We start from the raw sequence: 25,145 nt of genomic DNA, 5'->3' as shown, positions 1-25,145 counted from the left end.
TCCTCTGGATTACCAGCCAGCATGGGCTGCGATGGTGGCGGCAATCGCCAGCGCTACGGCACTGGGGTGACGTTTTTTGGAATAGTTCAGAAGTTCCGGGTGGCTGGGCACGAAGCTGGTATCAAATTTACCCGCCCGGAAATCGGGGTGGTCCAGAATCTGCTGGTAGTAATTAGCGGTGGTGGTAATGCCGTGTAGCCGCATGTCGTCCAGCGCACGTTTACCACGAGCAATCACTTCGTCCCACGTTAATGCCCACACCACGAGCTTCAGGCACATGGAGTCGTAGTAGGGCGGGATCTCGTAGCCGGTATAGATGGCGGTATCCACCCGCACACCGGGGCCGCCCGGTGCGTAGTAATGAGTCACGCGGCCGAAGCTCGGCAAGAAATCGTTCTTGGGGTCTTCGGCGTTAATCCGGAACTGCAAGGCGTAGCCGCGGTAGGAGATGTCTTCCTGTCGGTAACTCAGAGGTAAACCTGCAGCGATCCTGAGTTGCTCACGAACGATGTCTACCCCGGTAATGGCTTCGGTGATGGTGTGCTCCACCTGTACCCGTGTGTTCATCTCCATGAAGTAGACTTCATTGCCCGTTAGCAGGAACTCGACGGTGCCTGCGTTCTCGTAACCCACAGCCTTGGCCGCTTTGACCGCCAGGCCACCGATGTACTGGCGCTGCTCAGGCGTGAGTTGGGGGCTGGGTGCAATCTCGATCAGCTTTTGGTTTCGGCGCTGAATCGAACAGTCCCGCTCGAACAGGTGGATGGCGTTGCCCTGGCTGTCACCGAGTATTTGCACCTCAATGTGGCGGGGGTTGACGATGCACTTCTCCATAAACACTTCGGCTGAGCCGAAAGCTTTGGTCGCCTCGGAAATCACTCGCGGGTATTGGGTTTTCAACTCTTCGGCCGAGTCGCAACGGCGAATACCCCGCCCGCCACCGCCAGACGTGGCTTTGAGCATGACCGGGTAACCGATTTCCTCGGCAAGCTTGAGAGCTTCGTCAAGGTCCGCGAGATTGCCTTCTGAGCCGGGCGTGATCGGCACGCCGGCTGCACGCATGCTGTCCCGAGCTTGGGTTTTGTCACCCATCTTGTGGATAACGTCAGACTTGGGGCCGATAAAGGTCACCCCGTGCTGTTCGCAAAGCTGCGCGAACCGCGCGTTCTCTGACAAAAAGCCGTAACCGGGATGGATGGCGTCGCAGCCTGTTTCCAAGGCCAGATTCACGATACGGGCAGGGTCCAAATACCCTGCAATCGGATCTTCGCCAAGCGAGTAGGCTTCATCGGCTCGCTTGACGTGCAGGCCATATCGGTCCGGTTCGGTGTAGATAGCCACCGAGCGGACGCCCATCTCTGCGCAGGCGCGAACAATCCGCACTGCAATCTCGCCTCGGTTGGCGATCAAAACTTTCTTCAACATGGGAGATTCCTCGTTTCGTCGTCCCGAATGAAGGTCTTAAAAGAGTAGCGGGGATCACTGATCAGAAAAAATTGATATTATTTCGTTTGTGTATAACTAATAACTTATAGATCATCGGGAGAGGGCGAACTCATGCCGCTGAGTATCCAAAAACTGGCCAACCGGCTGACCTTTCGACAGCTTCAAGTGTTTAAAGCTGTTCACGATTTGAAGAGCTACAGCAAAGCCGGCGAGCTGCTCGGATTAACCCAGCCTGCGGTTAGTAGCCAGGTGCGCCATCTCGAGCAGGCGCTGGAAATGCCGATGTTCGAATACGTGGGGCGTAAGCTGTATTGCACGGCAGCCGGGGAGGAGATGGCGGCCTGCGTGCGCTCGGTATTTCACGAGCTGGCGGATATGCAGAATCGTCTGGCGGCCCTTGAGGGTAGGGTGGCTGGTGATCTTCGATTGGTGGCGGTGAGCACCGCTCAGTATGTGGTGCCTTATCTGCTTCGTTCGTTTCTCGAGCAGAACCCGCAGGTCAACATCTCGGTGGCGGTCGTCAACCGCGCAACTGCGTTGGAGCGATTAAATGAAAACAGCGACGACTTGGTCATCATGGGCATGGTGCCGCAAGGTAAGCCGTTAACTTCGTTGCCGTTTCTGGATAATGAGTTGGTGCCGGTTGTGCCCGCTGGTCATCCTTTTCTTGAGCAAGATTCCGTTAGCCCTGAAGAGTTTCTTGGTAGCCAGCTTCTGACGAGAGAATCCGGTTCCGGCAGTCGGTTGGCCTTAGAGGTGTATTGCCAGAAACATCGCCTGAAAATGGAGCCGGTGATGGAATTGGGCTCGAACGATGCGGTTAAACATGCGGTTCTGGCTGGCTTGGGTGTGGCGGTGATACCCAAGCTGAGTATTTTGTCGGAGTTGGCTTTGGGTTCTCTCACTGCCCTTGATATCAAGGGTTTTCCGCTGCGTCGCAGTTGGTGTGTGGTGCACCCCCAGGGACGGCATCCCACTCCGGCTATGAAGGCATTTATTGATTACATTCAGAGGAATATCGCCGAGTTCGACAGTTTGTTTCGGCGGCTGGGTTCCTGACTTTGGTGCTGTCGGTTTGGTTTTGGCCTTAGCCTGCTGGATTGGGGGATAGGTGATGTTTGGGGCCCCTTCCCAAAAACCGCTACGAGCACATCCATGTGCGCTTCTCTCCGGCCATCCATGGCCTCCGAAATTTTTGGGAAGGGGCCCCAAACACCACCATTCAGGTTTGGCAGCTATAGTCCGGGGTTGTCGAGCGAGCGGTGGCGGATGCTAGTGCGGAGTTAGAAAGCGTTGGCGGGAGGCTCCTCCCAAAAATGTGCGGAGCCATGGATGGCGGAGCAGAAGCGTCAAATGGATGTGCCGAAGGAGTGGTTTTTGGGAGGAGCCTCCCGCCAACGCGTCCCCGCAAACCTGGCAGGCCACGAGTAAGGCCGCAGCCCAAAGCTAAAAGGCTAGGGCCGGAGTATAACCCCCGACCCAAGCCGGTCCCCATTAACCACCAAGCTTACGCAGAAGAATCTCATTGAACAGCTTCGGGTTGCCCTGACCTTTTGAAGCCTTCATCAACGGGCCCATGAAGCCGCCGAGCATCTTCTTGCGCTTCTTCGGATCTTCCTCGCCCTGGAACTGAGCAACCTGATCCGGCATGCCGGCCAGAACCTCATCTACCATCGCTTCCAGTGCACCAGAATCCGACACCTGCTTCAGGCCCTTGGTATCGATGATCGCATCCACGTTATCGTTCTCGCCGGTCCAAAGTGCTTCAAACACCTTTTTGGCGCCCGACGAAGACAGCGTGTTATCGGCAATACGAGTCACCAGCGCGCCCAGTTGAGCACCAGTGATCGGAGCCTCGGCTACTGACTTCTCTTCTGCATTCAAGCGAGCAGAAAACTCACCCTGAACCCAGTTGGAAGCCAGCTTCGCGTCTTTACCATGTTCCACCGTTTCCTCGAAGAAACCGGCCAGTTTGGCATCGGCAGAGAGGATGCCTGCATCGTAATCGTTCAGGCCGTACTGCTCCTTGAAGCGAGCACGACGAGCATCGGGCAGCTCCGGCAAGCGGGCGCGGGCCTCTTCAATGAAGTTGTCGTCGATTTCGACTGGCAGCAGGTCCGGGCAAGGGAAGTAACGGTAATCGTTGGCCTCTTCCTTGCTCCGCATGGAGCGGGATTCGTCTCGGTCGCCGTTGTACAAGCGGGTTTCCTGAATGATCTCGCCGCCGTCTTCCAGAATATCCATCTGACGCTCAACTTCGTGCGCGATGGCCTGTTCCATGAAACGGAAAGAGTTCAGGTTCTTGGTTTCGGTGCGGGTGCCGAGGGTGTCAGAGCCCTTGGGTTTGAGTGAAATGTTCACGTCGAAACGCATGGAGCCCTGAGACATATCTCCGTCGCAGATACCCAGTGAGGTCACCAGGCTGTGCAGTTTCTTGGCGAAGGCGACGGCTTCCTCGGCGCTGTTCATGTCTGGCTCTGTGACCACCTCGATCAGCGGCGTTCCGGCGCGGTTCAAATCGATGCCGGACATGCCGTGGTAGTCCTCGTGCAAGGATTTACCGGCGTCTTCTTCCAGATGAGCATGGTGAATGCGTACCCGCTTGGTGCTGCCATCGGACAAGTCGATATCGACATGGCCCGGCCCCACAATTGGCTGGGCCAACTGGGTGGTCTGGTAGCCCTTGGGCAAGTCCGGGTAGAAGTAGTTCTTGCGCTCGAACACCGAGCGACGACCAATTTCCGCATTGGTGGCTAAGCCAAACATCACGGCATAGCGGAACGCCTGTTCGTTCGGAACCGGCAAAGTGCCCGGCATGGCCAGATCAACGGCGTTGGCTTGGGTGTTGGGCTCGGCGCCGAAGGCGGTGCTGGAGCCAGAGAAAATCTTGGTTTTGGTGGCAAGCTGAACGTGAATTTCCAGCCCGATCACGATATCCCACTGCATGTGTTCGTCTCCTTATCCGGGCTTATTGAGGTTCACGCTGGTGCCAATCGGTCACCTGCTGGAACTGATGGGCGGCGTTCAGCAAACGCGCTTCAGAGAAATAATCCCCGATGATCTGCAAACCAACTGGCAAACCGTCCACAAAACCGGCAGGCACAGACATAGCCGGAATACCGGCCAGGTTGATGGCGATGGTGAACACATCTTCCAGGTACATAGTCACCGGATCCGTCGTTTTCTCGCCCTGAACAAAAGCGGGTGAGGGCGATACCGGGCTCATCATCACGTCCACTTCTTTGAAAGCATTGATGAAGTCCTGCTGAATCAGGCGGCGAACCTTCTGAGCCTTCAGGTAATAGGCGTCGAAATAACCGGCTGACAACGCATAGCTGCCCACCAGAATCCTGCGCTTAACCTCGTTGCCGAAGCCTTCCGCCCGGGTGCGGGTGTACATATCCATCAGGTCTTTCGGGTTTTCGCAGCGGTAGCCATAACGTGCGCCGTCGAAACGGGACAAGTTGGCGGAGGCTTCCGCCGGTGCAATCACGTAGTAAGCGGCAATGGCGAGCTTGGCGTTTGGCAGAGAGACTTCCTTTACCGTGGCGCCCAGCTTCTCGTATTCGCGCACAGCATTGCGAACCTGCTCTTCCATAGCCGGCGACAACTGCTCGCTGAAGTACTCCTTTGGCAGGCCAATCTTCAGACCTTTCAGCGGCTCGTTCAGGGTGGCGGTGTAATCCGGCACTTCCCGGTCGATGCAGGTGGAATCCTTCGGATCAAAACCCGCCATCACATTCATCATCAAAGCCGCGTCTTCTGCCGTGCGCGTCATCGGACCGCCTTGGTCCAAGGACGAAGCAAACGCGATCATGCCGTAACGGGATACCCGGCCATAAGTCGGTTTCAAGCCAGTAATGCCACACAGCGCCGCAGGCTGGCGGATAGAGCCACCGGTGTCAGTACCCGTGGCCGCAGGCACCAAACGTGCCGCAACAGCCGCCGCCGAGCCACCAGAAGACCCACCCGGTACACGCTTATCGCCCCAAGGGTTGGTCACCGCCCCAAAGAAACTGGACTCGTTAGAAGACCCCATGGCGAACTCGTCCATGTTGGTCTTGCCCAGGCACACTGCACCGGCGGCTTTAAAGTTTGCCGTTACCGTGGCGTCGTAAGGCGGTACAAAATTCTCCAGCATCTTCGAGCCACACGTTGTGCGAACGCCGTTGGTGCAGAAAATATCTTTATGGGCAAATGGAACCCCGGTCCAGGCCGTCGCTTTACCGGCCGCACGCATCTCGTCGGCTGCCTTGGCCTCGGCCAGCGCCTGCTCATCGGAGATAGTAATGAAACTGTTGTACTTGCCGTCTTCGCTCTTCAGACGGTCGAGGAACTGTTGCGTCAGCTCCACGCTTGAAATCTTCCCGCTCTCCAGCTCTTTGGAAAGCTCTGCTACGGATTTGTTATGCATCATCAATCCTGAAAACTATGATGGTCAGAAAATTTGCCGGGTAAAGGCAGCGGCTGCTCAGTTGGGCAGGTTCAATCAATAACCTTGGGAACCAGATACAGCCCATCCTCGGTTGCGGGTGCAATCGCCTGAAACGCCTCCCGCTGATTGGTCTCGGTAACCTCATCCGCACGCAAGCGCTGAACCGCATCCAACGGATGCGCCATCGGCTCCACTGCATCGGTATCCGCAGCGCTTAATTGATCAACCAGATCCAGAATATTGCCCAGATCTTTCTCGAGAGCCGAAACCTGCTCGTCATCGACTTTGATGCGGGCGAGCACGGCAACTTTTTCAATGTCCTCGCGGGAAATGCTCATGTTGCCTCCAATAAAGCATGTGTGAATACAATTTAATGCAATGATGTTCGGACACCTAAAACGGGCTGTTTCAAGCACTCCTGCGATGTCCGGGGATGCCTTGGGGAACTGCTTTCCAAAAATTTGCGCAGCCATGGATGGCGGAGCAGAAGCGCCACATGGATGTGCCGAAGGAGCGGTTTTTGGAAAGCAGTTCCCCAAGGCATCGTTGCACCTGATGAAAACAAGCCGGATATATTAGCAGAAACCCATCAGAGATTGGCCCCGAAACAACCTATAAAATGTGCAATTAGTAAGCCGGCCACCCCGATGGCTCCTTGCCTGCACAGGGCCCCGCTGATAAAGTTGCCGCATCCTTCTTAGCAACCGCAACTCTCAGGTTGAAACAACACGAATGTTAATCAAAAGACTCCGAGGCCTATTCTCCAGCGACCTGTCCATTGACCTGGGCACCGCCAACACACTCATCTATGTGCGGGGTCGTGGCATCGTATTGGACGAACCGTCCGTGGTCGCCATCCGAACCAGCAACTCCCAGAAAATGGTGGCTGCTGTCGGCGCCGAAGCCAAGCGCATGCTGGGCCGAACGCCAGGAAACATCACCGCCATTCGGCCCATGAAAGACGGCGTGATCGCCGACTTCGTTGTCACCGAAAAAATGCTCCAGCATTTTATCCACAAAGTGCACGAAAACAGCTTCATCACACCAAGCCCGCGCGTATTGGTGTGTGTGCCGAGCAAATCAACCCAAGTAGAACGCAAGGCCATTCGCGAATCTGCCCTCGGTGCCGGTGCTCGTGAAGTCTTCCTGATTGAAGAGCCAATGGTGGCCGCCATCGGTGCCGGCCTGCCGGTAGAAGAAGCCAGCGGCTCCATGATCGTTGATATCGGCGGTGGTACCACCGAAATCGCCATCATCTCCCTGAATGGTATCGTTTACGCCGATTCCGTGCGCGTAGGCGGCGACAAGTTCGACGAAGCCATCGTTACCTACGTTCGCCGCAACTACGGCAGCCTGATCGGTGATTCAACCGCAGAACGTATCAAGCATGAAATCGGCTGCGCCTACGAAGGGCTCGAGCTGAAAGAAATTGACGTTCGCGGCCGCAATCTGGCTGAAGGCGTGCCCCGTGCATTTACGCTCAACAGCGAAGAAATTCTCGACGCGCTGCAAGAGTCGCTGGCCCAGATCGTACAGACCGTTAAAAGCGCGCTTGAGCAATCACCGCCTGAACTGGCCTCTGACATCGCCGAGCGCGGCATCGTACTGACCGGTGGCGGAGCACTGCTGGCCGGTTTGGACAAGCTGATCAGCGAAGAAACCGGACTGCCCGTAATCATTGCCGAAGACCCGCTGACCTGCGTCGCCCGTGGTGGCGGTAAAGCGCTGGAAGTGATTGATCGCAGCGGCATCGGAATGTTCTCCCAGGAGGGTTAATCCCGTGGGGGGAAGTCACCATTAAAACAATCTTCGTTCAGGGGCCGATACCCGGCTTCAGACTCCTCCTCGTCATACTGTTATCGGCAGCGTTAATCGCTGCCGATAGCCGTTCTGACAGACTGTCGATCGTACGCAGCACTATCGAGACAGGGTTGGCCCCCATCTACTGGTTTGGCAATTTGCCAGCTCGGATGGGTGATTGGCTAGACGGCTCGCTTGAAAGTCATGACGATCTGCAAAAGAAAAACGAAGAACTGCAAACCCGCCTTCTGATACTGGAACGAAGGGCACTGAAATACGCAGCCCTGGCTTCTGAAAACAACGAACTCCGCCGTTTGATGAATTCCGCCGAAGTGTTGGATGACCGAGTCATTGTCGGCGAAGTGGTGGGCATTTCACCGGATCCGTATACCCACGAAATCGTCATCAACAAAGGTCAGAGTGACGGTATTACCGTTGGGCAGGCCGTGTTGGATGCACAAGGCTTGATGGGTCAGGTGATCCAAACCAGCCAGTTTACCTCTCGCGTGTTGTTGGTGTCTGACAGCAGCCACGCCGTGCCTGTGGAAGTGCTGCGTAACGGCTTGCGTGCAATCCTGCTTGGCAGTGGCCAGCCCGATACTCTGGATCTGGTGCACGTGCCGGATACTGCGGATATTCGCGAAGGCGATGTGTTGGTCAGTTCCGGTTTAGGCGGGCGTTTCCCTTCTGGTTATCCCGTGGCTGAAATCACCGAGATTGTAAAAGAACCGGGCGAACCCTTTGTCACCATAGGCGCAGCACCGAAAGCAAGATTGAATCAGAGCCGTCTGGTGTTGGTCGTGTTCCAGCCAAAATCCCGGCAAGACGAAGCGCCGGAGGAAGAGCCAGAGAGTGAGGCGCTGGCTCAGGACGAAGGGGAGACACCCTGATGTTGTCGGTCATTAGTTATCCACTGTTTTTGATTTCAGTTCTGGTGTCGCTGGTCCTGAGTATTTCCTTGTTTCCTGTCGGTTGGTTCGAATTTCGGCCAGAGTGGTTGGGCCTGGTGGTGTTTTACTGGACCTTCCGGGCACCGGCGCAATTCGGTGTGATTCTGGCGTGGTGTCTGGGCTTGTTGCTCGATACCCTCGAGTCTACCCCGCTGGGCGTCAACGCGATGGGTATGGCGCTGATTGCCTTTTTGGTTTTGACCGTACACCAGCGCCTTCGCATGTACCCGCTGCCGCAACAATGTCTCATGGTATTTTTGCTGTTGGGCATCAACCAAATGTTGGTGCACTTCATTAAACAGCTGGTTGGCGCCGAGAACACCGGCTTCAGTTATCTGTGGCCTGCCGTAACCAGTGCCTTGATCTGGCCGTTGTTCAGCGGTGTGCTGGACCATATCAATCGAAAACTGGGATAAAACCATATGCCTGATCTGATTCTTGCCTCCGCTTCCCCCCGGCGCGCTGAATTGCTCCAACAGATAGGCTTAGATTTCCAAGTACAGCCGGCAGATATTGATGAAACGCCCGCATCACTCGAAACACCGGAGCATTACGTTGAACGTCTGGCACGGGATAAGGCGCTGAGTATCGCCCGGGAACATCCACACAAGCTGGTGCTCGGTTCTGATACGTCGGTTATCCACAATGAAGAAATTTTGGGGAAACCCGAATCCTCCGAGCAAGCCGTGAGCATGCTTCAGGCACTGTCAGGAAGCTCTCATCAGGTGTTAACGGCAGTGGCCTTGGCCAAGGGTACGGAGTGCTGGTCGCGGGTTGTGGTCACCGATGTGACCTTTCGTGAATTGGAAGCCGCTGAGATCAGTGCCTATGTTGCAAGCGGCGAACCCATGGATAAGGCAGGAAGCTACGGCATACAGGGGCTGGGCGGCATTTTTGTCAGTTCGATCAGGGGCAGTTACAGTGCGGTGGTGGGTCTTCCTCTTCAGGAAACTGCAGCATTGCTCGCTCAAGCAGGCCACCCAGTGATCCAGTTCTGGCCGAGCACTAAGGAGAGTCAACGATGAGTGAAGAAATCCTGATCAACGTAACGCCTGTGGAAACCCGGGTGGCGCTGGTCGAAAACGGCATGTTACAGGAAGCCTACATCGAGCGGACCAGCCGCAAAGGCATCGTCGGCAATATCTACAAAGGCAAAGTGGTTCGGGTGTTGCCGGGTATGGAAGCTGCATTTGTTGATATCGGGCTTGAGCGAGCGGCATTTATTCATGCCTCGGATGTCGTGGCCAGCCAACCACCAGCGGAGGACGAAGCCGACGGCCCGCGAGTGGTCCCGGATATCCGCACGCTACTGCGGGAAGGTCAGTCATTAGTGGTCCAGGTAACGAAAGACCCAATTGGCACCAAAGGCGCGCGCCTGACCACGCAACTGTCTGTGCCGTCCCGGTATTTAGTATTCATGCCGGGCGTGAAACATATTGGCATTTCCCAGCGCATCGAAGACGACACCGAACGGGCCCGTCTGAAATCCATTGTTGAAGAAGCCGCTGCAGAGCATCAGGAAGTGGATGGCGGCTACATCATCCGCACCGCAGCCGAAGGTGCGCTGGCGGAAGAACTCATCGCCGATATGGTGTATTTGCACCGGCTGAGTCAGTCGGTGCACGAACGCATCAACAAAGCGCCGGCACCGTCTGCGGTGTATCAGGACCTGCCGCTGTTTATCCGCACCATTCGCGATTTGATCCGCCCACAAACCGAGAAGGTGCGCATCGACAGCCGGGAGAGTTATCAACGGGTGATGGAGTTCGTACATGAGTTCGTCACCGAGTTTGCGAACAAAGTAGAGTATTACCCCGGCGAACGGCCCATCTTTGACCTGTACTCCGTAGAAGACGAAATTCAGAAAGCCTTGAGCCGCAAGGTACAGCTTAAATCCGGTGGCTACGTGATCATCGATCAAACCGAAGCGATGACCACGATCGACATCAACACCGGGGCTTTTGTCGGGCATCGTAATCTTGAAGAAACCATTTTCAAGACCAACCTGGAAGCGGCTCGGTCGATCAGTCGCCAGCTGAGGCTCCGCAACCTCGGTGGCATTATCATCATCGATTTCATCGACATGGATGACACAGAGCACCAAAGGCAGGTGCATCGCATGCTCGAGAAAATGCTTGAGCGCGATCATGCAAAAACCAAGATCACCGGGGTTTCAGAGCTGGGCTTGGTGGAAATGACACGAAAGCGCACCACCGAGAGCTTAGGGCAGGTGTTGTGCGAGCCGTGCCCGATCTGCGATGGCCGTGGTTTTCTGAAAACCGCTGAAACCGTCTGCTACGAAATTTTCCGGGAAATTCTTCGGGTGAACCGGGTATACGAGGCAGAGAGTTATCTGGTGATGGCATCCCAAAACGTGGTTGATCGGCTGCTCGATGAAGAATCGGACAACGTGGCGGACCTGGAGACCTTCATCAAAAAGACCATTCGATTCCAGGTTGAGCCTTTTTACAGCCAGGAACAGTATGATGTAGTACTGCTCTGATACCTGAGCGGCTGAGTATTTCAAGGGGCTGACCGATAACGATGTCGATCCGCGACGAAGGCAGTGTTCAGGCAGACCCACCACCCGGAGGACTGATAGGCCGAGTTTTGGCCGGCATTGCCTCGTGTGTGTGGTGGGCGTTGCTGGTTTTTCTGGTGTTACTCGCCTTATACGCGGGCATTGGCCGGCAACTTACCTCGAATATTGATCAATTCTCGGACCGAACCGCTCGCATCCTCTCGGAAGAAACTGGCCTGGACATCAGCATTGGCCGCCTGTCATCTTCCTGGCAGTGGCTTAACCCCTCTGTCACTGCCAATGAAATCATCGTTCGCCATCCGGAAACCGGGAAAGTGGTGGCGGATCTTGAGTATCTGAACGCCAAACTGGATTTTCTATCGTCGTTGATGCGCTTTCGCATTGTTTTCGAAGACTTCGAAGCAGACGAGCTTGTACTTACGCTGACACGATCGGCCGTTCCCGGTGATGCGAATCCCGTTGAAGAGTTACTGCAAAACCCGATGAAAGAGGGGCGCAGTCTGCAAAAGTGGCTGGATTATGCGGGTACTTGGCTGTCAGACCCGGAAGTCAGAATTACCCGGGTCAGCCTGACCGTGGATGATGGCAAAGACCATTTGCGCCACATTGATATTCCCCAGCTAGATTTGCTGTACCGCCGCGGTCTGTTTCAGGCGGCGGGCCGCGCGATGCAAAGTGGGACCGCGACGCAGTTGGCAAGCTTTGCGTTGGTCGGGCAGCACTTTTTTCGCGGTGATTTTACCGGGCAGCTTTATCTCGATGTCGATTCCGGCCGTTTGTTTGACGGGCTGGTGGATGACCTGAGCTGGAAAGGTATTCGCGTGGAAGGCTTCGATGTCGGCGGCAAGGCCTGGCTGACCTTTGAAGAAGGCGAACTGGAACAGATTCAGGGGCAAGTAGAAACACCGTATTTGCAGTTGGGTGTAAACAGTCAGTCGCTGGCACCACTGGAACACATATACGCACGGTTCGGCTGGAAGCGGAGCGAGGCACTCATGTTTCAGCAACTGCAGTGGCAGTGGGCCGGAGATGTGGTGCAACCGTTCAGTTTCAGAATTCAGCCCGAAGACTATGGCACGGCCCTCGTGGCCGATGCCTTGCCGCTCGACCCACTCCGAAGGCTGATATTGAATCTGCAGCTGTTACCGGAAGTGGCCAATCAGGCGCTGGAGCATTACCGACCTCAAGGTTATGTGGATGACATGCTGTTGCAACTGCCTGAGCAGGCCGGAGATTTCAGCTTGTCTGGGCAGCTGAGAGAAGTCAGCGCGCAGGCCTGGCAAGGTGCGCCGGGGGCAACGGGGCTTGCCGGGTATTTCGAGTTGTCCGCGCAAGGCGGTTTTGTCGAATTAGATGCCACGGATCCGGTTACTCTGGGTTTTCCTTCCTTATTCGTTGACGAATGGGCTTTTGACTCACTGACAGGGCGGGTGTCCTGGTTAACGGATGGCTCTGTAGTTCGGGTCTTCGCCGATGATCTTGAGTTCGGGTATCAGCAGGACACGGTGATCACCGGCGCGTTCGACCTGAAACTCGACGGACAGGGTGAAGACAACCTTGGTTTGCGAGTGGGTGTCAAAAACGGCACCGCTGACATGCTGGCGGCCTTTGTGCCTGCCTATGTGGTGGATGAAGGGCTTTACCAGTGGTTGTCTACCCGAATTGAAGAGGCCGATGTTCTTGCCGGTGAATATTATGGCCATGGCCGCATTAGCGCCGACGCCCCGGAGGGATCCTTCGTGTCGTCTATGTGGTATGAATTCGAAAATGGCAGGGTTCGCTACGATGATCAATGGCCGGTAGTTACCGACGCGGCTGGCAGGGTCGAGGTTCAGAATGGCGATACCTTGGTAACCCTCGAAAAGGGAATTACCGGTGGTTTAGCGGTTGACCAGGCAAAGGTGCGGGTGGTGCCCGGCCAGATGGGTGACCCTGCTCGAATTCGTATAGCAACCTCGGCGCCTGTCACTGGAGATGCCGTGTCATGGTGGCTGGACAAAAGTCCGCTTGGTGAGATGGGTGGGGAAGCGCTGGCAGATGCGGACATTCGCGGGCAGTTCCAGTTGGGCCTGAACATTGATTTACCCTTGAGCGACGCGCCACCGGTTGTTGAAGCGAACGTGCAAACCGATGGTGCCGGGTTTGCTTTGCCTCAAACCGGGTTGGCGTGGCGCAATATCACCACGAACCTGACGTACCACACCGAAGCTGGTTTCTCCGGCGGCCCGGTCAAAGCTGAGTTCTTACAGCAACCGGTCAACCTTTGGTTTGGCCACAGTGGGCAGGGCAGTGCTTTGCACATCCAACAGACTGGCCGTGTCAGGTTGCCGGATTTTTTGAAACAGTTTGATCTGGCGGGCGGCAGCTCATTGGGGTTGAGTGGATCGATGGAATACAGCGCAGGACTCACCATTGGGGAAGAGGGTGTGTCCCCGATTTCGGTATCGTCCGATCTGTTCGGATTGGCCGTTGACTGGCCGGAACCCCATGGCAAAGAGGCTTTGGACACCGCGCAACTCGATGTGCAGGTTAATCCCTTTGTGGATGAAGGCGTGCAAGTGTCCGGTGAGTGGGTGAACAGACTGGCGTTCGACATGAATCTGAGAGAAGGCGCCGTCGATCTGACCTTCGACCACTTGTACCTTGGCGACAATCGCCTTTCCGATATCCAGGTCAGCGCACTGGATTTAGGCGACCGCTGGGTGGTGAATACCGAGTCCGAACGGGCGGTGGGGCGCGTGGTTATTCCAGACAATGACGGCACGGTTGAAGTGGATCTTCAGAGCCTGACGCTGACTCGGCAGAGCGACGATGAAGAATTAGATGAGCCAGAACTTTTAACGCTTGAACAACAACTGGAAGCGTTTCGGGAACTGGATATTGGCAGCTGGCCGAACATAGACGGCCGAATAGCTGCGTTGACCGTTGGTGATAAACCGGCCGGGCGCTGGGCGTTTAAGCTTCGCCCGGAGGATCACCAGTTGAATGTCACCGAGATTGAGGGGCAAGTCGGCTCGTTAACGCTGACTGGGGATATGATTTGGCGCATTCTGGACGGTCGGGAGGTGACCCTGTTTAAGGGGCAGGTTGCAGGTGGAGCACTCAAGGATCTGGAGCCTATTACCGGTGGCTCCATTCCGTTGAACAACGATGAGACGAGCATAGAACTGGACCTGGACTGGCCCGGCAGCCCTGCGCATTTGGAGCTTGGCAAGCTCAGTGGTAACGTCAGTGTGCGGTTAGATGACGGTGTAATTCTCGAGCAAAACAACTCGGCGCAACTGTTCCGGATATTTAACCTGCTGAATACCGATACCTTATGGCGGCGCTTGAGTCTGGATTTCTCGGATCTGTATGAAGCAGGGGTTGCCTTTGATGCCATCTCGGGCAAAGCGGTTATCACCAGTGGATTGCTCAGTCTGGACCCCGAACTGCAGTTGGTAGGCCCGTCGGGCGCTTTTAAGATCAGCGGCAACACCAATATGGCGACTGAAGATCTGGATATGCGTTTGGTGATGGTATTGCCGATCACCCAAAACCTGCCCTTGGCGGCACTTTTGATGGGGGCCAGTGCGCCCATTGGGGGGGCTTTGTTTGTGTTGGATAAGATACTGGGAGACCCTCTCAGTAAACTGACCAGTGCCACCTATACTGTGACAGGTAGCTGGAGCGATCCAAAAGTTGAGTTGAAAGGTGTGTTTGATACAGGCGAGTAATTCGGGAGACTGGTTATGACGAAGGTTGCTGCAATTCAAATGGTCAGTGGTCATGATCGTGCCGTCAATCTGGCAGAAGCTGCCCGCTTGCTGAAAGAAGCTGCCGAGCGCGGCGCCAAGGTGGCGGTGTTGCCAGAGAACTTTGCGGTATTGGCCACCAGCCAAATGCGGGCCTGTGGTGAGCAAGAAGTGGGCGACAGCCCCGTGGTGAGGCGTTTTCTTGCGGAACAAGCCAGATCGCTCGGGCTTTGGATTGTCGGGGGCTCCATGCCTTTGGCCAATCGGCCGGACGGCTCGGCCATTGCGGACCGGGTGAGGGCGAGTTGTCTGGTTTACGACGACCAGGGCCGTGAAGTTGCGCGTTACGACAAAATTCATCTGTTCGATGCCATGGTCGAAGACGCCCACGGCCAATACCGGGAATCCGATGCCTTCGAACCCGGTGATCAGGTTGTCACTATTGATACGCCTGCGGGGCGATTAGGGCTGGCAATCTGCTACGACCTGCGGTTTCCGGAGTTGTTTCGTGCCCTTCGGGAGCAGGGTGTCGATTGGGTGTGTTTGCCCAGTGCATTTACCTGGCAAACCGGAGATGCCCATTGGCATGCTTTGATTCGCGCCCGCGCCATTGAGAATCAGATATGGGTGGTGGCACCGGGGCAGGGTGGTCAGAATAGTGAGCGTAGACGCACCTATGGCCACAGTCTGGTTTGCGATCCGTGGGGCAAGGAGGTTGTCGAAATCGAAGAAGGGCCGGGTGTGGCGCTGGCAGATGTTAGTCTGGAACACTTGAAACAAGTGCGGACGCGCATGCCGGTGTGGGAACACCGGCGCTTATAAAGGGCCGGCAGCGTTAGCGCTGCTCGGCTTCGTCAATCCATTCCCGAAGCGCGCGGAATAGCTTGCGAGACTGGCCGGTATTGGCTTGCTTTTCGACTTCTTTGCGAGCGTTCCGCACCAGATTGCGCAGGTGCTGAACCTCGGCGGTCGGGCAGTAGTCGATAAACTCGCCAACCACCGAATCCCCTTCCGAAATCATCTTGTCGCGCCAGCGCTCAGCCAGGTGATGGCGACGCGTATGCTCTTCGCTGCCCGCATAGAACGCATCAATGGTTTTGCTGATGGTCTCGGGATCGTCTTCTTGTCGAATGATCTTGCCAATGTATTGCAGATGCCGGCGGCGGGCTTCACGCTGAGTGATGCGGCGTGATTCCAGAATCGCCCGTTGCAGTCTGTCGCTGATCGGAAGCGTGGCCAGCTGGTCGTCATTCAGCTCCAGCATGCGCTTGCCGAGATCCTGCAGTTCGTGCATTTCTCGCTTCAATTGCGATTTACTGGGCCCCAGATATTCTGGAAGTTGGTCGTCAGTATGATCAGTCATGTTGTTTATCGGTTCTGTCAGGCGTAAAAGAGGGTGGCCAATCCCAGAAAGGCCATGAAGCCAACAACATCGGTCACCGTTGTCAGAATAACACCGCCGGCAAGGGCGGGGTCAATGTTACGGGACTTCAGAAATAGGGGCAGTAAGGTGCCAGTCACCGTGGCCGCCACCAGATTAATCACTATGGCGGCCGCTATCACACCGCCGATCATCCAGTCGCCGAACCACAGAATGGCCGCAGTGGCGACGACGCCCGCCCACAAAAGTCCGTTAAGGATACCGGAGAGCAGCTCCCGATTCAGCAACCACGCAACGTTAACGCTGCTGATTTGCCCTACAGCCATGCCGCGAATCACCAGCGTTAGCGTTTGACTGCCTGCAATGCCGCCCATACTGGCGACAATGGGCATAAGAACGGCCAGGGCAACCACCTTGGCAATGGTTTCTTCAAAGAGCCCGATCACTGCCGAGGCGGTGAATGCGGTCAACAGATTGATGCCCAGCCAGACCGCACGGCGGCGGGTGGTTTTCATCACCGGGGCGAAGGTATCTTCATCTTCATCCAGACCGGCCAGACTCATCAGAGAGTGGTCGGCATCTTCACGGATAACGTCGACCACGTCATCGATGGTGATGCGGCCCAGCAGCTTGTTTTGTTCGTTAACGACCGGAGCTGAAATCAGGTCATACCGTTCGAACAGAGTGGCCACTTTGGTGTCGGATAAGCTGACCGGAATCGGCTCAATATCTGTGTCCATGACTTCCCGGACCGTAGACGCAGGGTTCGATACCAGCATCCGGGTGATGGCAAGGGTGCCGATAAACTCGTCCCGCCGGTTAACCACGATCAGGCTATCCGTCATCGGGGGCAGGCTACGGTGGCGGCGTAAATAGCGCAGTACCACGTCGATACTGATGTCCGGGCGCACCGTAATGGTGTCCGTGTTCATCAAGCCGCCGGCGGTGTCTTCGGGATAGGACAGGACTTCTTCGACCCGTTGCCGATCCTGTTCGTCCATGGTTTCCAGGACTTCCAGAATCACCGTGTCCGGTAGCTGTTGAAGCAAATCGGCAAGGTCGTCCGATTCGAAGTCTTCAATGATGTCAGCCAGTTCCTGAGCGTTGAATTTACTCAGGAAGTAGCCTCGGATATCGTCACCGAGGTGCTGGAGAACTTCGCCTTCCAGTTGCTTATCAACCAGGTTCCACAGCAAAGCCCGCTGGCGCGGCGGAGAGGATTCAAGCAGGTGGGCGATATCGCTGGGACTGAGGCCGCCATTCAGGATGCGGGCAACCTGCTTCAGCGCGCCACTATCCAGAGCCTCACTCAGGGAGCGGAGTCTCTGGTGGGCCTGACTTTGTTCCAGAATATCAGACATGGATCCACCTACGGTCAGAAAACCTCCGTATTATAGCGGAGTTAGCGAGCGTCGGTGAGGGGGAGTTGTAGGTGAATTACGAAGAATCAGCCGCCTTCGCCGAAATAATCTGCAATCAGATCGGTGAGTGCGTCGATGGCTTCTTGTGCGTCCGGCCCGTCTGCAATGAGTTCAACGGTTGTGCCTTGGCTGGCCGCAAGCATCATGACTTGCATGATGTTTTTGGCATTTACCTTGCGGTCGTTGCGGCTGATCCAGACCTCGGATTCGTACTCGGAGGCGGTAGCGACCAGTTTCGCGGTAGCCCGGGCGTGCAACCCGAGTTTGTTGATAATTGTAACGGTGCGGCTGATCATGGCGAATCAGATTTCCCCTCGTGCCTGCAGGTGAGGCAGCTCGGAGTGACGAACCTGTACGTTACGGTACTTTTTCGCGAAGTGTTTGGTCAGTTGTTCGGAAACGTACACCGATCGATGTTGGCCGCCGGTGCAACCGATGGAGATGGTCATGTAGCTTCGGTTGCTGTCTGCAAACGAAGGCAGCCAGGAGTCCAGAAATCCGACGATGTCGCTCACCATTTTCTGGCTTAACGGTTCGCGCTCGAGGAAGTCGATGACCGGTTGGTCGATGCCCGTGTACTTTCGCAGGTTGGTGTCCCAGTAGGGGTTGGGGAGGCACCGTACATCGAATACGTAATCGGAGTCCACTGGGACACCATGCTTGAAGCCAAACGACTGAACCAGCAACGCTAATTCCTGATCTTTGCGGCCGGCGACCCGTTGCTTGACCATGTCACGCAGCTCGTACATGGACAACCCTGTGGTATTTATATACAGGTCGGCCAACCGGGACAGAGGCTCGAGTAGGGTTTTCTCGTAAGACACTGCTTCAGGAAGAGAGGTTTTGTCATCGCTGAGCGGGTGTTTGCGACGAGTCGCGTGGAAACGTTGAAGCAGGGTTTGCTCATCGGCATCCAGAAAGATGATCTCAACATCGATGCCAGTGCTCTTGAGTTGGCTGTAAATCGCCTCGAAATTCGCCAGCTCACCCGACAGGTTGCGCGCGTCAATGCTGACCGCCATTTTCCGCAGGCGAGTGGTCGCCTCCTGGGGAGCAGCTTCTTGGGTCAGGGGGAAGAGAAGCCCAATGGGGAGGTTGTCGATGCAGTAGAACCCCAAGTCTTCCAGTACATGCAAGGCGGTACTTTTACCTGAGCCTGAGCGGCCGCTGACGATGATCAGCTTCATAACAGTTTTCCTCTCATGCTGCGCGCGTTTGCTGAACCCGTATCAATTCTGATTAGAAATCATGGTCTTGTGCAGGCTGTCGGTATCCTGGCACTGGCGCAGTTTTTCGCAAAAAGAGCTTTCATTAAACTTTTCAGCGAGCTGGCTGAGTAGCTCCAGGTGTTCGCTGGTTGCCTCTTTCGGCACAATCAGGGCGAAAACAATATCCACCGGCTGGTTGTCGATGGAATCGAAATCGACCGGTTCGGCCAGTGTCATCAATACCCCAATGACTCTGTCCAGCCCGTCCAGACGGCAATGGGGGATTGCGATCCCATCGCCGATGCCGGTACTGCCCAGGCGCTCGCGCGACACCAGGTTGTTGAAAATATCTGTATCGTTGAGACTTTCATCCTGTTGGTGAATGTATTCAGCGATAAACTCCAGTACTCGCTTTTTGCTTGACGCTGCAACACGGCACAGAGTCAGTTCTGGAGCCAGAATGTTGTCGATGGTCAGGGATGAATCGCTCATAGATCGACTTCATTTCCGTAAAAAAAAGGCTGCGGCCGGATCATACTCCTGCCGCAGCACGTTTTATTGAAACGCCCGGTTCGGTTTCACGCTAAGAGGCGCGTTAACCGTTACCTTGCATCCGGGCAACTGTCTTTTCTTTATGTTTGAGGATTTGTCGGTCGAGTTTGTCGACCAGACCGTCGATGGCGGCGTACATATCCTCGTTCTCAGCCTTTGCGTGAATTTCGCCACCAATCACGTGGAGGGTAGCTTCGGCCATTTGGCGAACTTTCTCAACTTGCAACGTCACCTGACAATTACTGATGTGGTCGAAGTGTCGCTGAAGCTTATCAAACTTGGTGCTTACGTAATCCTTTAGTGCGGGAGTCAGTTCTACATGATGGCCTGAAATATTGAGTTGCATAGGCTTCTCCTGTTGTCATATAGCCGGCTTTTGCCGGACTGAGTGTCAGCACCTCTTGTACTGACGAATCCTTAAACCAAACGCTTACGCTCGTTCGAGGGAGGGATGTGCATCGCCTCTCTGTACTTGGCTACCGTACGTCGGGCAACATTGATCCCCTGTTCTCCTAGCATGGCTGCTATTTTGCTATCACTCAATGGCTTTTTTGGTGTTTCGTCCGCAATCAGTTTTTTGATCATCGCACGAATCGCCGTTGAGGAACATTCTCCACCCTCGGCAGTGCCCACGTGGCTGGAGAAAAAGTATTTAAGTTCAAAAATACCCCGCGGTGTATGCATGTACTTTTGAGTGGTGACCCGCGATATGGTCGACTCGTGCATATCTACCGCCTGGGCGATGTCCGACAGAATCAGTGGCTTCATGGCTTCGTCGCCATGATCCAGAAAGCCTTGCTGGTATTCAACAATACGGGTGGCCACTTTAAGCAAGGTCTCGTTCCGGCTCTGCAGGCTTTTGATAAACCACTTGGCTTCTTGCAGCTGGTCGCGCATGTAGGTGTTGTCTGCGCTGCTGTCTGCCCGGCGTATAAGTGAAGCATAGCTCGCGTTCACGCGAATGCGCGGGGCAATTTCCGGATTAAGTTCAACTCGCCAGCGGCCTTGGTGTTTGCGCACGATAACATCCGGAATGACATAGTCCGGTTCTGTGCGATCGATACTGTCGCCGGGTGTCGGATTCAGGCTGGTGATGAGCCCCAGCACTTCTTTCAGCTGGTCTTCTTTCAGGCGGCTACGACGAAGCAGCTGAGCGTAGTCACGATTGCCCAGCAAGTGCAGGAACTGGGTAACGACGAGCTTCGCTTGGCGTAGCCAAAGGGTGTCTGGCGGCAGCTGGTTCAGTTGGATCATCAGGCAGTCTTGCAGATCCTGGGCAAATACCCCGGGCGGATCAAAATGCTGAAGCCTGCGCAGAACCGCCTGAACTTCGTCGAGTTCCAGCGGATCGTCTTCCGAACCTTCGAATAAACCGGAGTGAATCTCTTCGATGGAAGACGTTAAGTACCCTCGGTCATCGACGGCATCGAGCAGGGCGTGTGCAATCGCCTGATCCCGTTCGCTGAGCGGTGTCAGGTTCAGCTGCCACTCAAGATGGTCGTGTAGCGTTTCACTCGGGGAATTTCGGGTTTCGAAATCGGAGTCGTGTTCGTCTTCACCCCGGCTGGCCGGGGCCGGGGCCGATTGGTAGATGTCATCCCAGGCGGTATCGACAGGCAGATCGTCAGGAATGGTATCCGGCGTTTGGTCTTCCGCCGACCAGTCGGGGGCGGCTTCCGATTCGTCCCAATCCGAACTTTGCGAGTCGGTGTTTTGCTCTTCCTGAGCCGAAGCTGTCTCGTGCTGGTCGTGGCTGTTCTCTTGCTGGTCGTTTGAGTCCGCCTGATCGTCGTCCTCGGAGGTTTCCAGCATCGGGTTGGAATCGAGTGCTTGCTGGATTTCCTGCTGCAGGTCCAACGTGGAGAGCTGCAGCAGCCGAATGGCTTGTTGCAGCTGGGGTGTCATGGTTAGGCTTTGGCCCATTTTAAGCTGTAATGAAGCTTTCATAACCATGGCTCAATATCCATAACGTGCTTGTATCCTGATCAAAAGCATTGCTTGCAAATATAAAAAATTGTTGTGCGCTGGTGACTTACAGTGCGTGGTCAACAATATAAGCAAGTACCCTGCCGAGTTTACTTGCTCGCGTTCAGCAAAACAATCAGCCCGGTTCTCAGGTCTACGATTGTCTATAGTCGGAACTCGTCTCCCAGATAAACTTCTTTCACTTGCTGGTTGGCAAGAATGGCATCTGCATTGCCCGATGCAATGATGTGGCCACCCGAGACAATGTAGGCGTTTTCGCAAATATCCAGGGTTTCGCGAACGTTGTGGTCGGTGATGAGAACCCCGATGCCTTTGTCGCGCAGGTGCCGGATGATGTGTTTAATGTCGCTGACCGAAATGGGGTCTACACCCGCAAAGGGTTCGTCCAGAAGGATGAACGCAGGTTCCATCGCCAAAGCGCGGGCAATCTCTACCCGACGGCGCTCACCGCCCGAAAGTGCCATGCCCACGCTGTCGCGAATGTGGGTGATGTGAAACTCTTCGAGGAGTTCTTCCAGTTTGGCTTCGCGATCTGCTTTAGAAAGCGATTTGCGGGTTTCCAGGATGGCCATGATGTTGTCGCGCACGGTCAGCTTGCGAAAAACAGACGCCTCTTGTGGCAAGTAGCCGATGCCTTTTCTGGCCCGTCCGTGCATGGGCAGGGGAGTAATATCATTGTTGTCGATGGTGATGCGGCCGTGGTCAGCCGGAACCAGCCCGACAATCATGTAAAAACAGGTGGTTTTACCGGCTCCGTTGGGGCCCAGCAAACCAACGATTTCGCCTGAACGAATCTCCAGAGACACGTCCAGAACCACTTTTTTCTGCTTGTAGCTTTTGGCCAGATTGCTGGCCCTGAGAACTGCCATCAGAACCTTCCTGTTATTGACCTGAGCTGCGGGGCTGAATCACCATTTCTACGCGGCCAGAGTTTGTGCCCTCAGAGCTGCCGCCTTCTGCCGTAACCACTCGATTCACGGTGTCGTAGTGAATGATGTCACCGCGGAACGTGCTGCCACCTTGTTCGATTAAGGCTTCACGTTCAAAGGTCAGTTGGCTGTCTTTGGCAGACCAGGTGATATTCAGTGCTTCGGCATTAATGACCGCCGTTTGGTCTTGGGAAGGCTGGCTGTATACGGCGGGGGAGCCGCTCGCTTCAATCCGGCTCAGGCCTTGTGGGCTGCGATACAGGACAACCCGTTCCGCGTCTAGCTTTACGTTGCCTTGCACCAGTTCTACGGCACCGGTGTAGATGGCTGTGCCAGCGCTGTCATCCAGTCGCGCTGAGTTGGCGCTGACTTTGATGGGCTCGTCGGAGTCCAGCGTGAAGGCGGCTGCCGGGGCGGCCAAAAAGGTGGCTGCCATGATCAGCGGAAAAAGAAGTCGGTTACCTGATGGGATCATAATGCCCTTCCACTTGGGAATTGAGTTCCAGAATTCGGTCGTCCAGCCAGGCTTTCATGCCTGTCGCTTTGGTGGTGCCGTGTGGTTCGGTGATGGTCACCGGTTGGTCGGTGTACACGGTACCCTCGGTATTATTCAGGGTTAGCTCGTCGGTTTTGAAGGTGGTGTCAGAGCCTTGAAACTGGCGTTGGATCACCACGTTGCCGTTCAGATTCACCAAGCCGTCATTTTGCAAAAGGCTACCTTGATCCGCTTCGATATTCCACGGTACCGGATCGCCTTCTCCGTGCAGGGTGGCGCGGGGCTGCTCCATGGCAGCGAGGTTGTTGCTTTCGAACTGTTCGATGCGCGGGCTGGTCATGCGGATTTTCGGGTTGCCCTGAGCGTCCCAGGTTCGGTAATCCGCTTGAATGATAAACCCGTCCGGTTCGGCCGGGCCGCGCAGTTCCTTGGCTTTCTCTTGACTGCCCGGCGGTTCGTCGCTTTGCCACATGAGAAATAAGGTGGCCGCAATTGTGCCGCCCAGAGCCAGTGTCCGGGCCCAAGCTTTGCCTTTTCCGGGGCTGAACAGTCTCGCGATCACGATTCGGTGCTCACATAAGGCTCGAGAATTGTCGTAAGCCGGTCTTGTGACCAGAGAATCAGGTCGCAGGCTTCTCTCACCGCGCCGCAGCCACCGGCTACTGTGGTGCAGTAATCGGCATGGTGTCTGACCAGCCAGTATCCGTTCGGCACGGTGATGCCAAGGCCGGCAAATTGTAGTGCAGGAAGGTCGGGCAGATCATCACCCATGTAAGCGATTTGCTCAGGCGTGATATCCATGTTGGCTACCAGCTCTTGCAGGGCGACTTTTTTATCTTCCCGTCCTTGCATGAGGTGAGTGATGCCCAAATCGTTCATGCGCTTTTCGGTTAGGGGAGAGCGCCTACCGGTGATCACGGCCACAGTGATACCGGCGTTCATCAGTTGCTTCAGCCCCAGGCCATCGAGGATGTTGAAAGTTTTCAGTTCATCGCCACTGGCGCTGAAGTAAAGTTTTCCATCGCTCATAATGCCGTCCACATCAAAAGCAACAAGCTTGATGGCAGAGGCTTTGGTCAGGAGTTCGTCGTTCCAGTGTTGGCTGAGGGGTGGAGTGAAATCTGGCATCAGATCACCCCCGCCCGCAACAAGTCGTGCATGTTGATGGCTCCCACCAGGTTGCCTTCGCTATCCGTCACCGGCAGGGCGTTGATTTTCAGCTCTTCCATAATGTTGAGCGCATCGGCCGCCAGTTGGTCAGCCTGAATGGTTTTGCCGTTGCGTGTCATCACCTGATCGATATTGGTCGTGTGTACGTCCACGGACTTGTCCAGCGTTCGGCGCAGGTCGCCGTCGGTAAAGATGCCGGTTAATTCGCCAGAGTCGTTTACTACGGTGGTCATGCCCAGACCTTTGCGGGTTATTTCGAGCAGTGCGCCGCTGAGGGTGGTGGTTTCAAGTACCTTGGGCACCTTATCGCCCGAGTGCATGATGTCGGAAACGCGCAGCAAAAGGCGTCGGCCAAGGCGACCGCCGGGATGGGAAAAGGCGAAATCTTCCGCGCTGAACCCGCGAGCTTCCAGTAACGCAACGGCTAAGGCGTCGCCCATAACCAAGGTGGCGGTTGTGCTGGATGTGGGGGCAAGCCCGAGCGGGCAGGCTTCACTGGCAACGCTCACATCCAGATTGGCTGCCGCTTCTTTCGCCAGTAACGATTCCGGATTGCCCGTCATGCTGATCAGGGGCGCGCCCATTCTTCGAATTAAAGGTAGAATGGTGACAACTTCGCTGGTACTGCCGCTGTTAGAGATGGCGATAACCACGTCTTGCGGGGTGATCATGCCGAGATCACCGTGACTGGCTTCCCCCGGATGCACGAAAAAAGAGGGTGTCCCGGTGCTGGCCAGAGTGGCGGCAATCTTGTTTCCGATGTGGCCGGATTTACCCATCCCGGTCACCACGACACGGCCTTTGCACGCCATGATGATGTCACAGGCACGTGTGAAGTCGCCGTTGATACGGTGTTCAAGTGCTTCGATTGCATCCCGTTCAATCTGGATGGCCCGAACGGCGGAGCTGCGGTAATCCCGGGAACTTGAAGTGTTTGAATCTGTCATCTCGGCTGGCTTTACTCGGTCGGTCTGTGAACCCGGCCCGGTTATCGGGACGGACGACTATGGCGGAAAGTATATCACTGATACCCGGTAGGGCTGCCAATGTTCAGGGGATCTGAACGTTGCCATCAGTACATTTTAATAACCTGAG

Annotated in this window: 24 protein-coding genes; 8 read left to right on the top strand and 16 right to left on the bottom strand. The window is 55.5% G+C overall.

The window, feature by feature from the left end:
• Positions 1–9: 9 nt before the first annotated feature.
• The gene (locus DOQ08_RS06615) at positions 10–1,425 is read right to left on the bottom strand and encodes an acetyl-CoA carboxylase biotin carboxylase subunit (RefSeq protein ID WP_114334123.1); all 1,416 of its coding nucleotides are present in this window, start codon (positions 1,423–1,425) and stop codon (positions 10–12) included.
• 132 nt (positions 1,426–1,557) lie between these two features.
• Here DOQ08_RS06615 and DOQ08_RS06610 point away from each other — a divergent pair, with 132 nt between their 5' ends.
• Positions 1,558–2,505, top strand: a complete 948-nt coding sequence (locus tag DOQ08_RS06610; RefSeq protein WP_114334122.1) for a LysR family transcriptional regulator — start codon at positions 1,558–1,560, stop codon at positions 2,503–2,505.
• 435 nt (positions 2,506–2,940) lie between these two features.
• Here the strand turns inward: DOQ08_RS06610 and gatB are convergent, their stop codons facing one another.
• The 3 genes from gatB to gatC form a co-directional block, all read right to left on the bottom strand.
• Positions 2,941–4,392 carry an Asp-tRNA(Asn)/Glu-tRNA(Gln) amidotransferase subunit GatB gene (gene gatB / locus DOQ08_RS06605; protein ID WP_114334121.1) on the bottom strand — a complete coding sequence of 484 codons (1,452 nt, stop codon included), beginning with the start codon at positions 4,390–4,392 and terminating at the stop codon, positions 2,941–2,943.
• Between the two features lie 22 nt (positions 4,393–4,414).
• Positions 4,415–5,863 carry an Asp-tRNA(Asn)/Glu-tRNA(Gln) amidotransferase subunit GatA gene (gene gatA, locus DOQ08_RS06600; protein ID WP_264756354.1) on the bottom strand — a complete coding sequence of 483 codons (1,449 nt, stop codon included), beginning with the start codon at positions 5,861–5,863 and terminating at the stop codon, positions 4,415–4,417.
• A 68-nt stretch (positions 5,864–5,931) separates the two neighbouring features.
• Positions 5,932–6,219, bottom strand: a complete 288-nt coding sequence (gene gatC, locus DOQ08_RS06595) for an Asp-tRNA(Asn)/Glu-tRNA(Gln) amidotransferase subunit GatC (protein WP_114334119.1) — start codon at positions 6,217–6,219, stop codon at positions 5,932–5,934.
• Between the two features lie 394 nt (positions 6,220–6,613).
• Between gatC and DOQ08_RS06590 the strand changes: the two genes are divergently transcribed.
• Genes DOQ08_RS06590 through DOQ08_RS06560 form a run of 7 tightly spaced genes read left to right on the top strand, consistent with a single transcriptional unit; the run spans position 6,614 to position 15,729 of the window.
• Positions 6,614–7,657 carry a rod shape-determining protein gene (locus DOQ08_RS06590; protein ID WP_114334118.1) on the top strand — a complete coding sequence of 348 codons (1,044 nt, stop codon included), beginning with the start codon at positions 6,614–6,616 and terminating at the stop codon, positions 7,655–7,657.
• Positions 7,658–7,686: 29 nt separating this feature from the next.
• The gene (gene mreC, locus DOQ08_RS06585; protein ID WP_114334117.1) at positions 7,687–8,571 is read left to right on the top strand and encodes a rod shape-determining protein MreC; all 885 of its coding nucleotides are present in this window, start codon (positions 7,687–7,689) and stop codon (positions 8,569–8,571) included.
• Entirely contained in the window at positions 8,571–9,047 is a 477-nt protein-coding gene (gene mreD, locus DOQ08_RS06580; protein WP_114334116.1) for a rod shape-determining protein MreD, read from the top strand. Before mreC ends, mreD begins: the two co-directional genes overlap by 1 nt.
• Positions 9,048–9,053: 6 nt before the next feature.
• Positions 9,054–9,656 (top strand): Maf family protein, encoded by a 603-nt coding sequence (locus DOQ08_RS06575; protein ID WP_114334115.1) that lies wholly within the window; start codon positions 9,054–9,056, stop codon positions 9,654–9,656.
• Positions 9,653–11,134: a ribonuclease G gene (rng, locus tag DOQ08_RS06570; RefSeq protein ID WP_114334114.1), complete on the top strand. Its 1,482-nt coding sequence runs from the start codon at positions 9,653–9,655 to the stop codon at positions 11,132–11,134. Before DOQ08_RS06575 ends, rng begins: the two co-directional genes overlap by 4 nt.
• A 41-nt stretch (positions 11,135–11,175) precedes the next feature.
• Positions 11,176–14,889, top strand: coding sequence for a YhdP family phospholipid transporter (locus DOQ08_RS06565; protein WP_114334113.1), 3,714 nt, complete (start codon positions 11,176–11,178; stop codon positions 14,887–14,889).
• 15 nt (positions 14,890–14,904) lie between these two features.
• The gene (locus tag DOQ08_RS06560) at positions 14,905–15,729 is read left to right on the top strand and encodes a carbon-nitrogen hydrolase family protein (protein WP_114334112.1); all 825 of its coding nucleotides are present in this window, start codon (positions 14,905–14,907) and stop codon (positions 15,727–15,729) included.
• A gap of 13 nt (positions 15,730–15,742) precedes the next feature.
• Here the strand turns inward: DOQ08_RS06560 and yjgA are convergent, their stop codons facing one another.
• The 12 genes from yjgA to DOQ08_RS06500 form a co-directional block, all read right to left on the bottom strand.
• Entirely contained in the window at positions 15,743–16,270 is a 528-nt protein-coding gene (yjgA, locus tag DOQ08_RS06555; protein WP_114334111.1) for a ribosome biogenesis factor YjgA, read from the bottom strand.
• Positions 16,271–16,287: 17 nt separating this feature from the next.
• A complete protein-coding gene (mgtE, locus tag DOQ08_RS06550; protein WP_114334110.1) occupies positions 16,288–17,649 on the bottom strand; it encodes a magnesium transporter in 1,362 nt (453 codons plus the stop codon).
• Between the two features lie 86 nt (positions 17,650–17,735).
• Positions 17,736–18,005: an HPr family phosphocarrier protein gene (locus DOQ08_RS06545; RefSeq protein WP_114334109.1), complete on the bottom strand. Its 270-nt coding sequence runs from the start codon at positions 18,003–18,005 to the stop codon at positions 17,736–17,738.
• A 6-nt stretch (positions 18,006–18,011) separates the two neighbouring features.
• Complete coding sequence (rapZ, locus tag DOQ08_RS06540) at positions 18,012–18,896, bottom strand: RNase adapter RapZ (protein ID WP_114334108.1); 885 nt, start codon at positions 18,894–18,896, stop codon at positions 18,012–18,014.
• A gap of 42 nt (positions 18,897–18,938) precedes the next feature.
• Positions 18,939–19,409: a PTS IIA-like nitrogen regulatory protein PtsN gene (gene ptsN / locus DOQ08_RS06535; protein WP_114334107.1), complete on the bottom strand. Its 471-nt coding sequence runs from the start codon at positions 19,407–19,409 to the stop codon at positions 18,939–18,941.
• A 103-nt stretch (positions 19,410–19,512) separates the two neighbouring features.
• Positions 19,513–19,815, bottom strand: a complete 303-nt coding sequence (gene hpf / locus DOQ08_RS06530; RefSeq protein WP_114334106.1) for a ribosome hibernation promoting factor — start codon at positions 19,813–19,815, stop codon at positions 19,513–19,515.
• A gap of 71 nt (positions 19,816–19,886) precedes the next feature.
• Entirely contained in the window at positions 19,887–21,422 is a 1,536-nt protein-coding gene (locus tag DOQ08_RS06525) for an RNA polymerase factor sigma-54 (protein ID WP_264756353.1), read from the bottom strand.
• Between the two features lie 176 nt (positions 21,423–21,598).
• On the bottom strand, positions 21,599–22,324 hold the full coding sequence (gene lptB / locus DOQ08_RS06520) for an LPS export ABC transporter ATP-binding protein (protein ID WP_114334105.1): 726 nt from the start codon (positions 22,322–22,324) through the stop codon (positions 21,599–21,601).
• A gap of 13 nt (positions 22,325–22,337) precedes the next feature.
• The gene (gene lptA / locus DOQ08_RS06515; protein ID WP_114334104.1) at positions 22,338–22,859 is read right to left on the bottom strand and encodes a lipopolysaccharide transport periplasmic protein LptA; all 522 of its coding nucleotides are present in this window, start codon (positions 22,857–22,859) and stop codon (positions 22,338–22,340) included.
• Positions 22,843–23,442, bottom strand: a complete 600-nt coding sequence (lptC, locus tag DOQ08_RS06510) for an LPS export ABC transporter periplasmic protein LptC (RefSeq protein ID WP_227537535.1) — start codon at positions 23,440–23,442, stop codon at positions 22,843–22,845. The genes lptA and lptC overlap by 17 nt, the downstream gene beginning before the upstream one ends.
• Positions 23,439–24,008 carry a 3-deoxy-manno-octulosonate-8-phosphatase KdsC gene (gene kdsC, locus DOQ08_RS06505; protein WP_114334103.1) on the bottom strand — a complete coding sequence of 190 codons (570 nt, stop codon included), beginning with the start codon at positions 24,006–24,008 and terminating at the stop codon, positions 23,439–23,441. Before kdsC ends, lptC begins: the two co-directional genes overlap by 4 nt.
• Positions 24,008–24,997: a KpsF/GutQ family sugar-phosphate isomerase gene (locus tag DOQ08_RS06500; protein ID WP_114334102.1), complete on the bottom strand. Its 990-nt coding sequence runs from the start codon at positions 24,995–24,997 to the stop codon at positions 24,008–24,010. The genes kdsC and DOQ08_RS06500 overlap by 1 nt, the downstream gene beginning before the upstream one ends.
• Positions 24,998–25,145 lie beyond the last annotated feature (148 nt).

Origin of the sequence: Marinobacter litoralis (assembly GCF_003336705.1) — a bacterium.
Taxonomy (GTDB): Bacteria; Pseudomonadota; Gammaproteobacteria; order Pseudomonadales; family Oleiphilaceae; genus Marinobacter; species Marinobacter litoralis.
This window is presented reverse-complemented; position numbering and strand designations above follow the sequence as displayed.

Excerpts from the sequence above, each read along its gene's own strand:
- DOQ08_RS06545 (WP_114334109.1), bottom strand. The coding sequence starts at position 18,005 with ATGATCAGCCGCACCGTTACAATTATCAACAAACTCGGGTTGCACGCC.
- kdsC (WP_114334103.1), bottom strand. The coding sequence starts at position 24,008 with ATGCCAGATTTCACTCCACCCCTCAGCCAACACTGGAACGACGAACTC.
- DOQ08_RS06610 (WP_114334122.1), top strand. The coding sequence starts at position 1,558 with ATGCCGCTGAGTATCCAAAAACTGGCCAACCGGCTGACCTTTCGACAG.
- gatB (WP_114334121.1), bottom strand. The coding sequence starts at position 4,392 with ATGCAGTGGGATATCGTGATCGGGCTGGAAATTCACGTTCAGCTTGCC.
- DOQ08_RS06525 (WP_264756353.1), bottom strand. The coding sequence starts at position 21,422 with ATGGTTATGAAAGCTTCATTACAGCTTAAAATGGGCCAAAGCCTAACC.
- lptB (WP_114334105.1), bottom strand. The coding sequence starts at position 22,324 with ATGGCAGTTCTCAGGGCCAGCAATCTGGCCAAAAGCTACAAGCAGAAA.
- rapZ (WP_114334108.1), bottom strand. The coding sequence starts at position 18,896 with ATGAAGCTGATCATCGTCAGCGGCCGCTCAGGCTCAGGTAAAAGTACC.
- DOQ08_RS06615 (WP_114334123.1), bottom strand. The coding sequence starts at position 1,425 with ATGTTGAAGAAAGTTTTGATCGCCAACCGAGGCGAGATTGCAGTGCGG.
- hpf (WP_114334106.1), bottom strand. The coding sequence starts at position 19,815 with ATGCAACTCAATATTTCAGGCCATCATGTAGAACTGACTCCCGCACTA.
- rng (WP_114334114.1), top strand. The coding sequence starts at position 9,653 with ATGAGTGAAGAAATCCTGATCAACGTAACGCCTGTGGAAACCCGGGTG.
- mgtE (WP_114334110.1), bottom strand. The coding sequence starts at position 17,649 with ATGTCTGATATTCTGGAACAAAGTCAGGCCCACCAGAGACTCCGCTCC.
- DOQ08_RS06560 (WP_114334112.1), top strand. The coding sequence starts at position 14,905 with ATGACGAAGGTTGCTGCAATTCAAATGGTCAGTGGTCATGATCGTGCC.
- DOQ08_RS06500 (WP_114334102.1), bottom strand. The coding sequence starts at position 24,997 with ATGACAGATTCAAACACTTCAAGTTCCCGGGATTACCGCAGCTCCGCC.
- DOQ08_RS06565 (WP_114334113.1), top strand. The coding sequence starts at position 11,176 with ATGTCGATCCGCGACGAAGGCAGTGTTCAGGCAGACCCACCACCCGGA.
- DOQ08_RS06590 (WP_114334118.1), top strand. The coding sequence starts at position 6,614 with ATGTTAATCAAAAGACTCCGAGGCCTATTCTCCAGCGACCTGTCCATT.
- lptA (WP_114334104.1), bottom strand. The coding sequence starts at position 22,859 with ATGATCCCATCAGGTAACCGACTTCTTTTTCCGCTGATCATGGCAGCC.
- yjgA (WP_114334111.1), bottom strand. The coding sequence starts at position 16,270 with ATGACTGATCATACTGACGACCAACTTCCAGAATATCTGGGGCCCAGT.
- gatA (WP_264756354.1), bottom strand. The coding sequence starts at position 5,863 with ATGATGCATAACAAATCCGTAGCAGAGCTTTCCAAAGAGCTGGAGAGC.
- gatC (WP_114334119.1), bottom strand. The coding sequence starts at position 6,219 with ATGAGCATTTCCCGCGAGGACATTGAAAAAGTTGCCGTGCTCGCCCGC.
- mreD (WP_114334116.1), top strand. The coding sequence starts at position 8,571 with ATGTTGTCGGTCATTAGTTATCCACTGTTTTTGATTTCAGTTCTGGTG.
- ptsN (WP_114334107.1), bottom strand. The coding sequence starts at position 19,409 with ATGAGCGATTCATCCCTGACCATCGACAACATTCTGGCTCCAGAACTG.
- DOQ08_RS06575 (WP_114334115.1), top strand. The coding sequence starts at position 9,054 with ATGCCTGATCTGATTCTTGCCTCCGCTTCCCCCCGGCGCGCTGAATTG.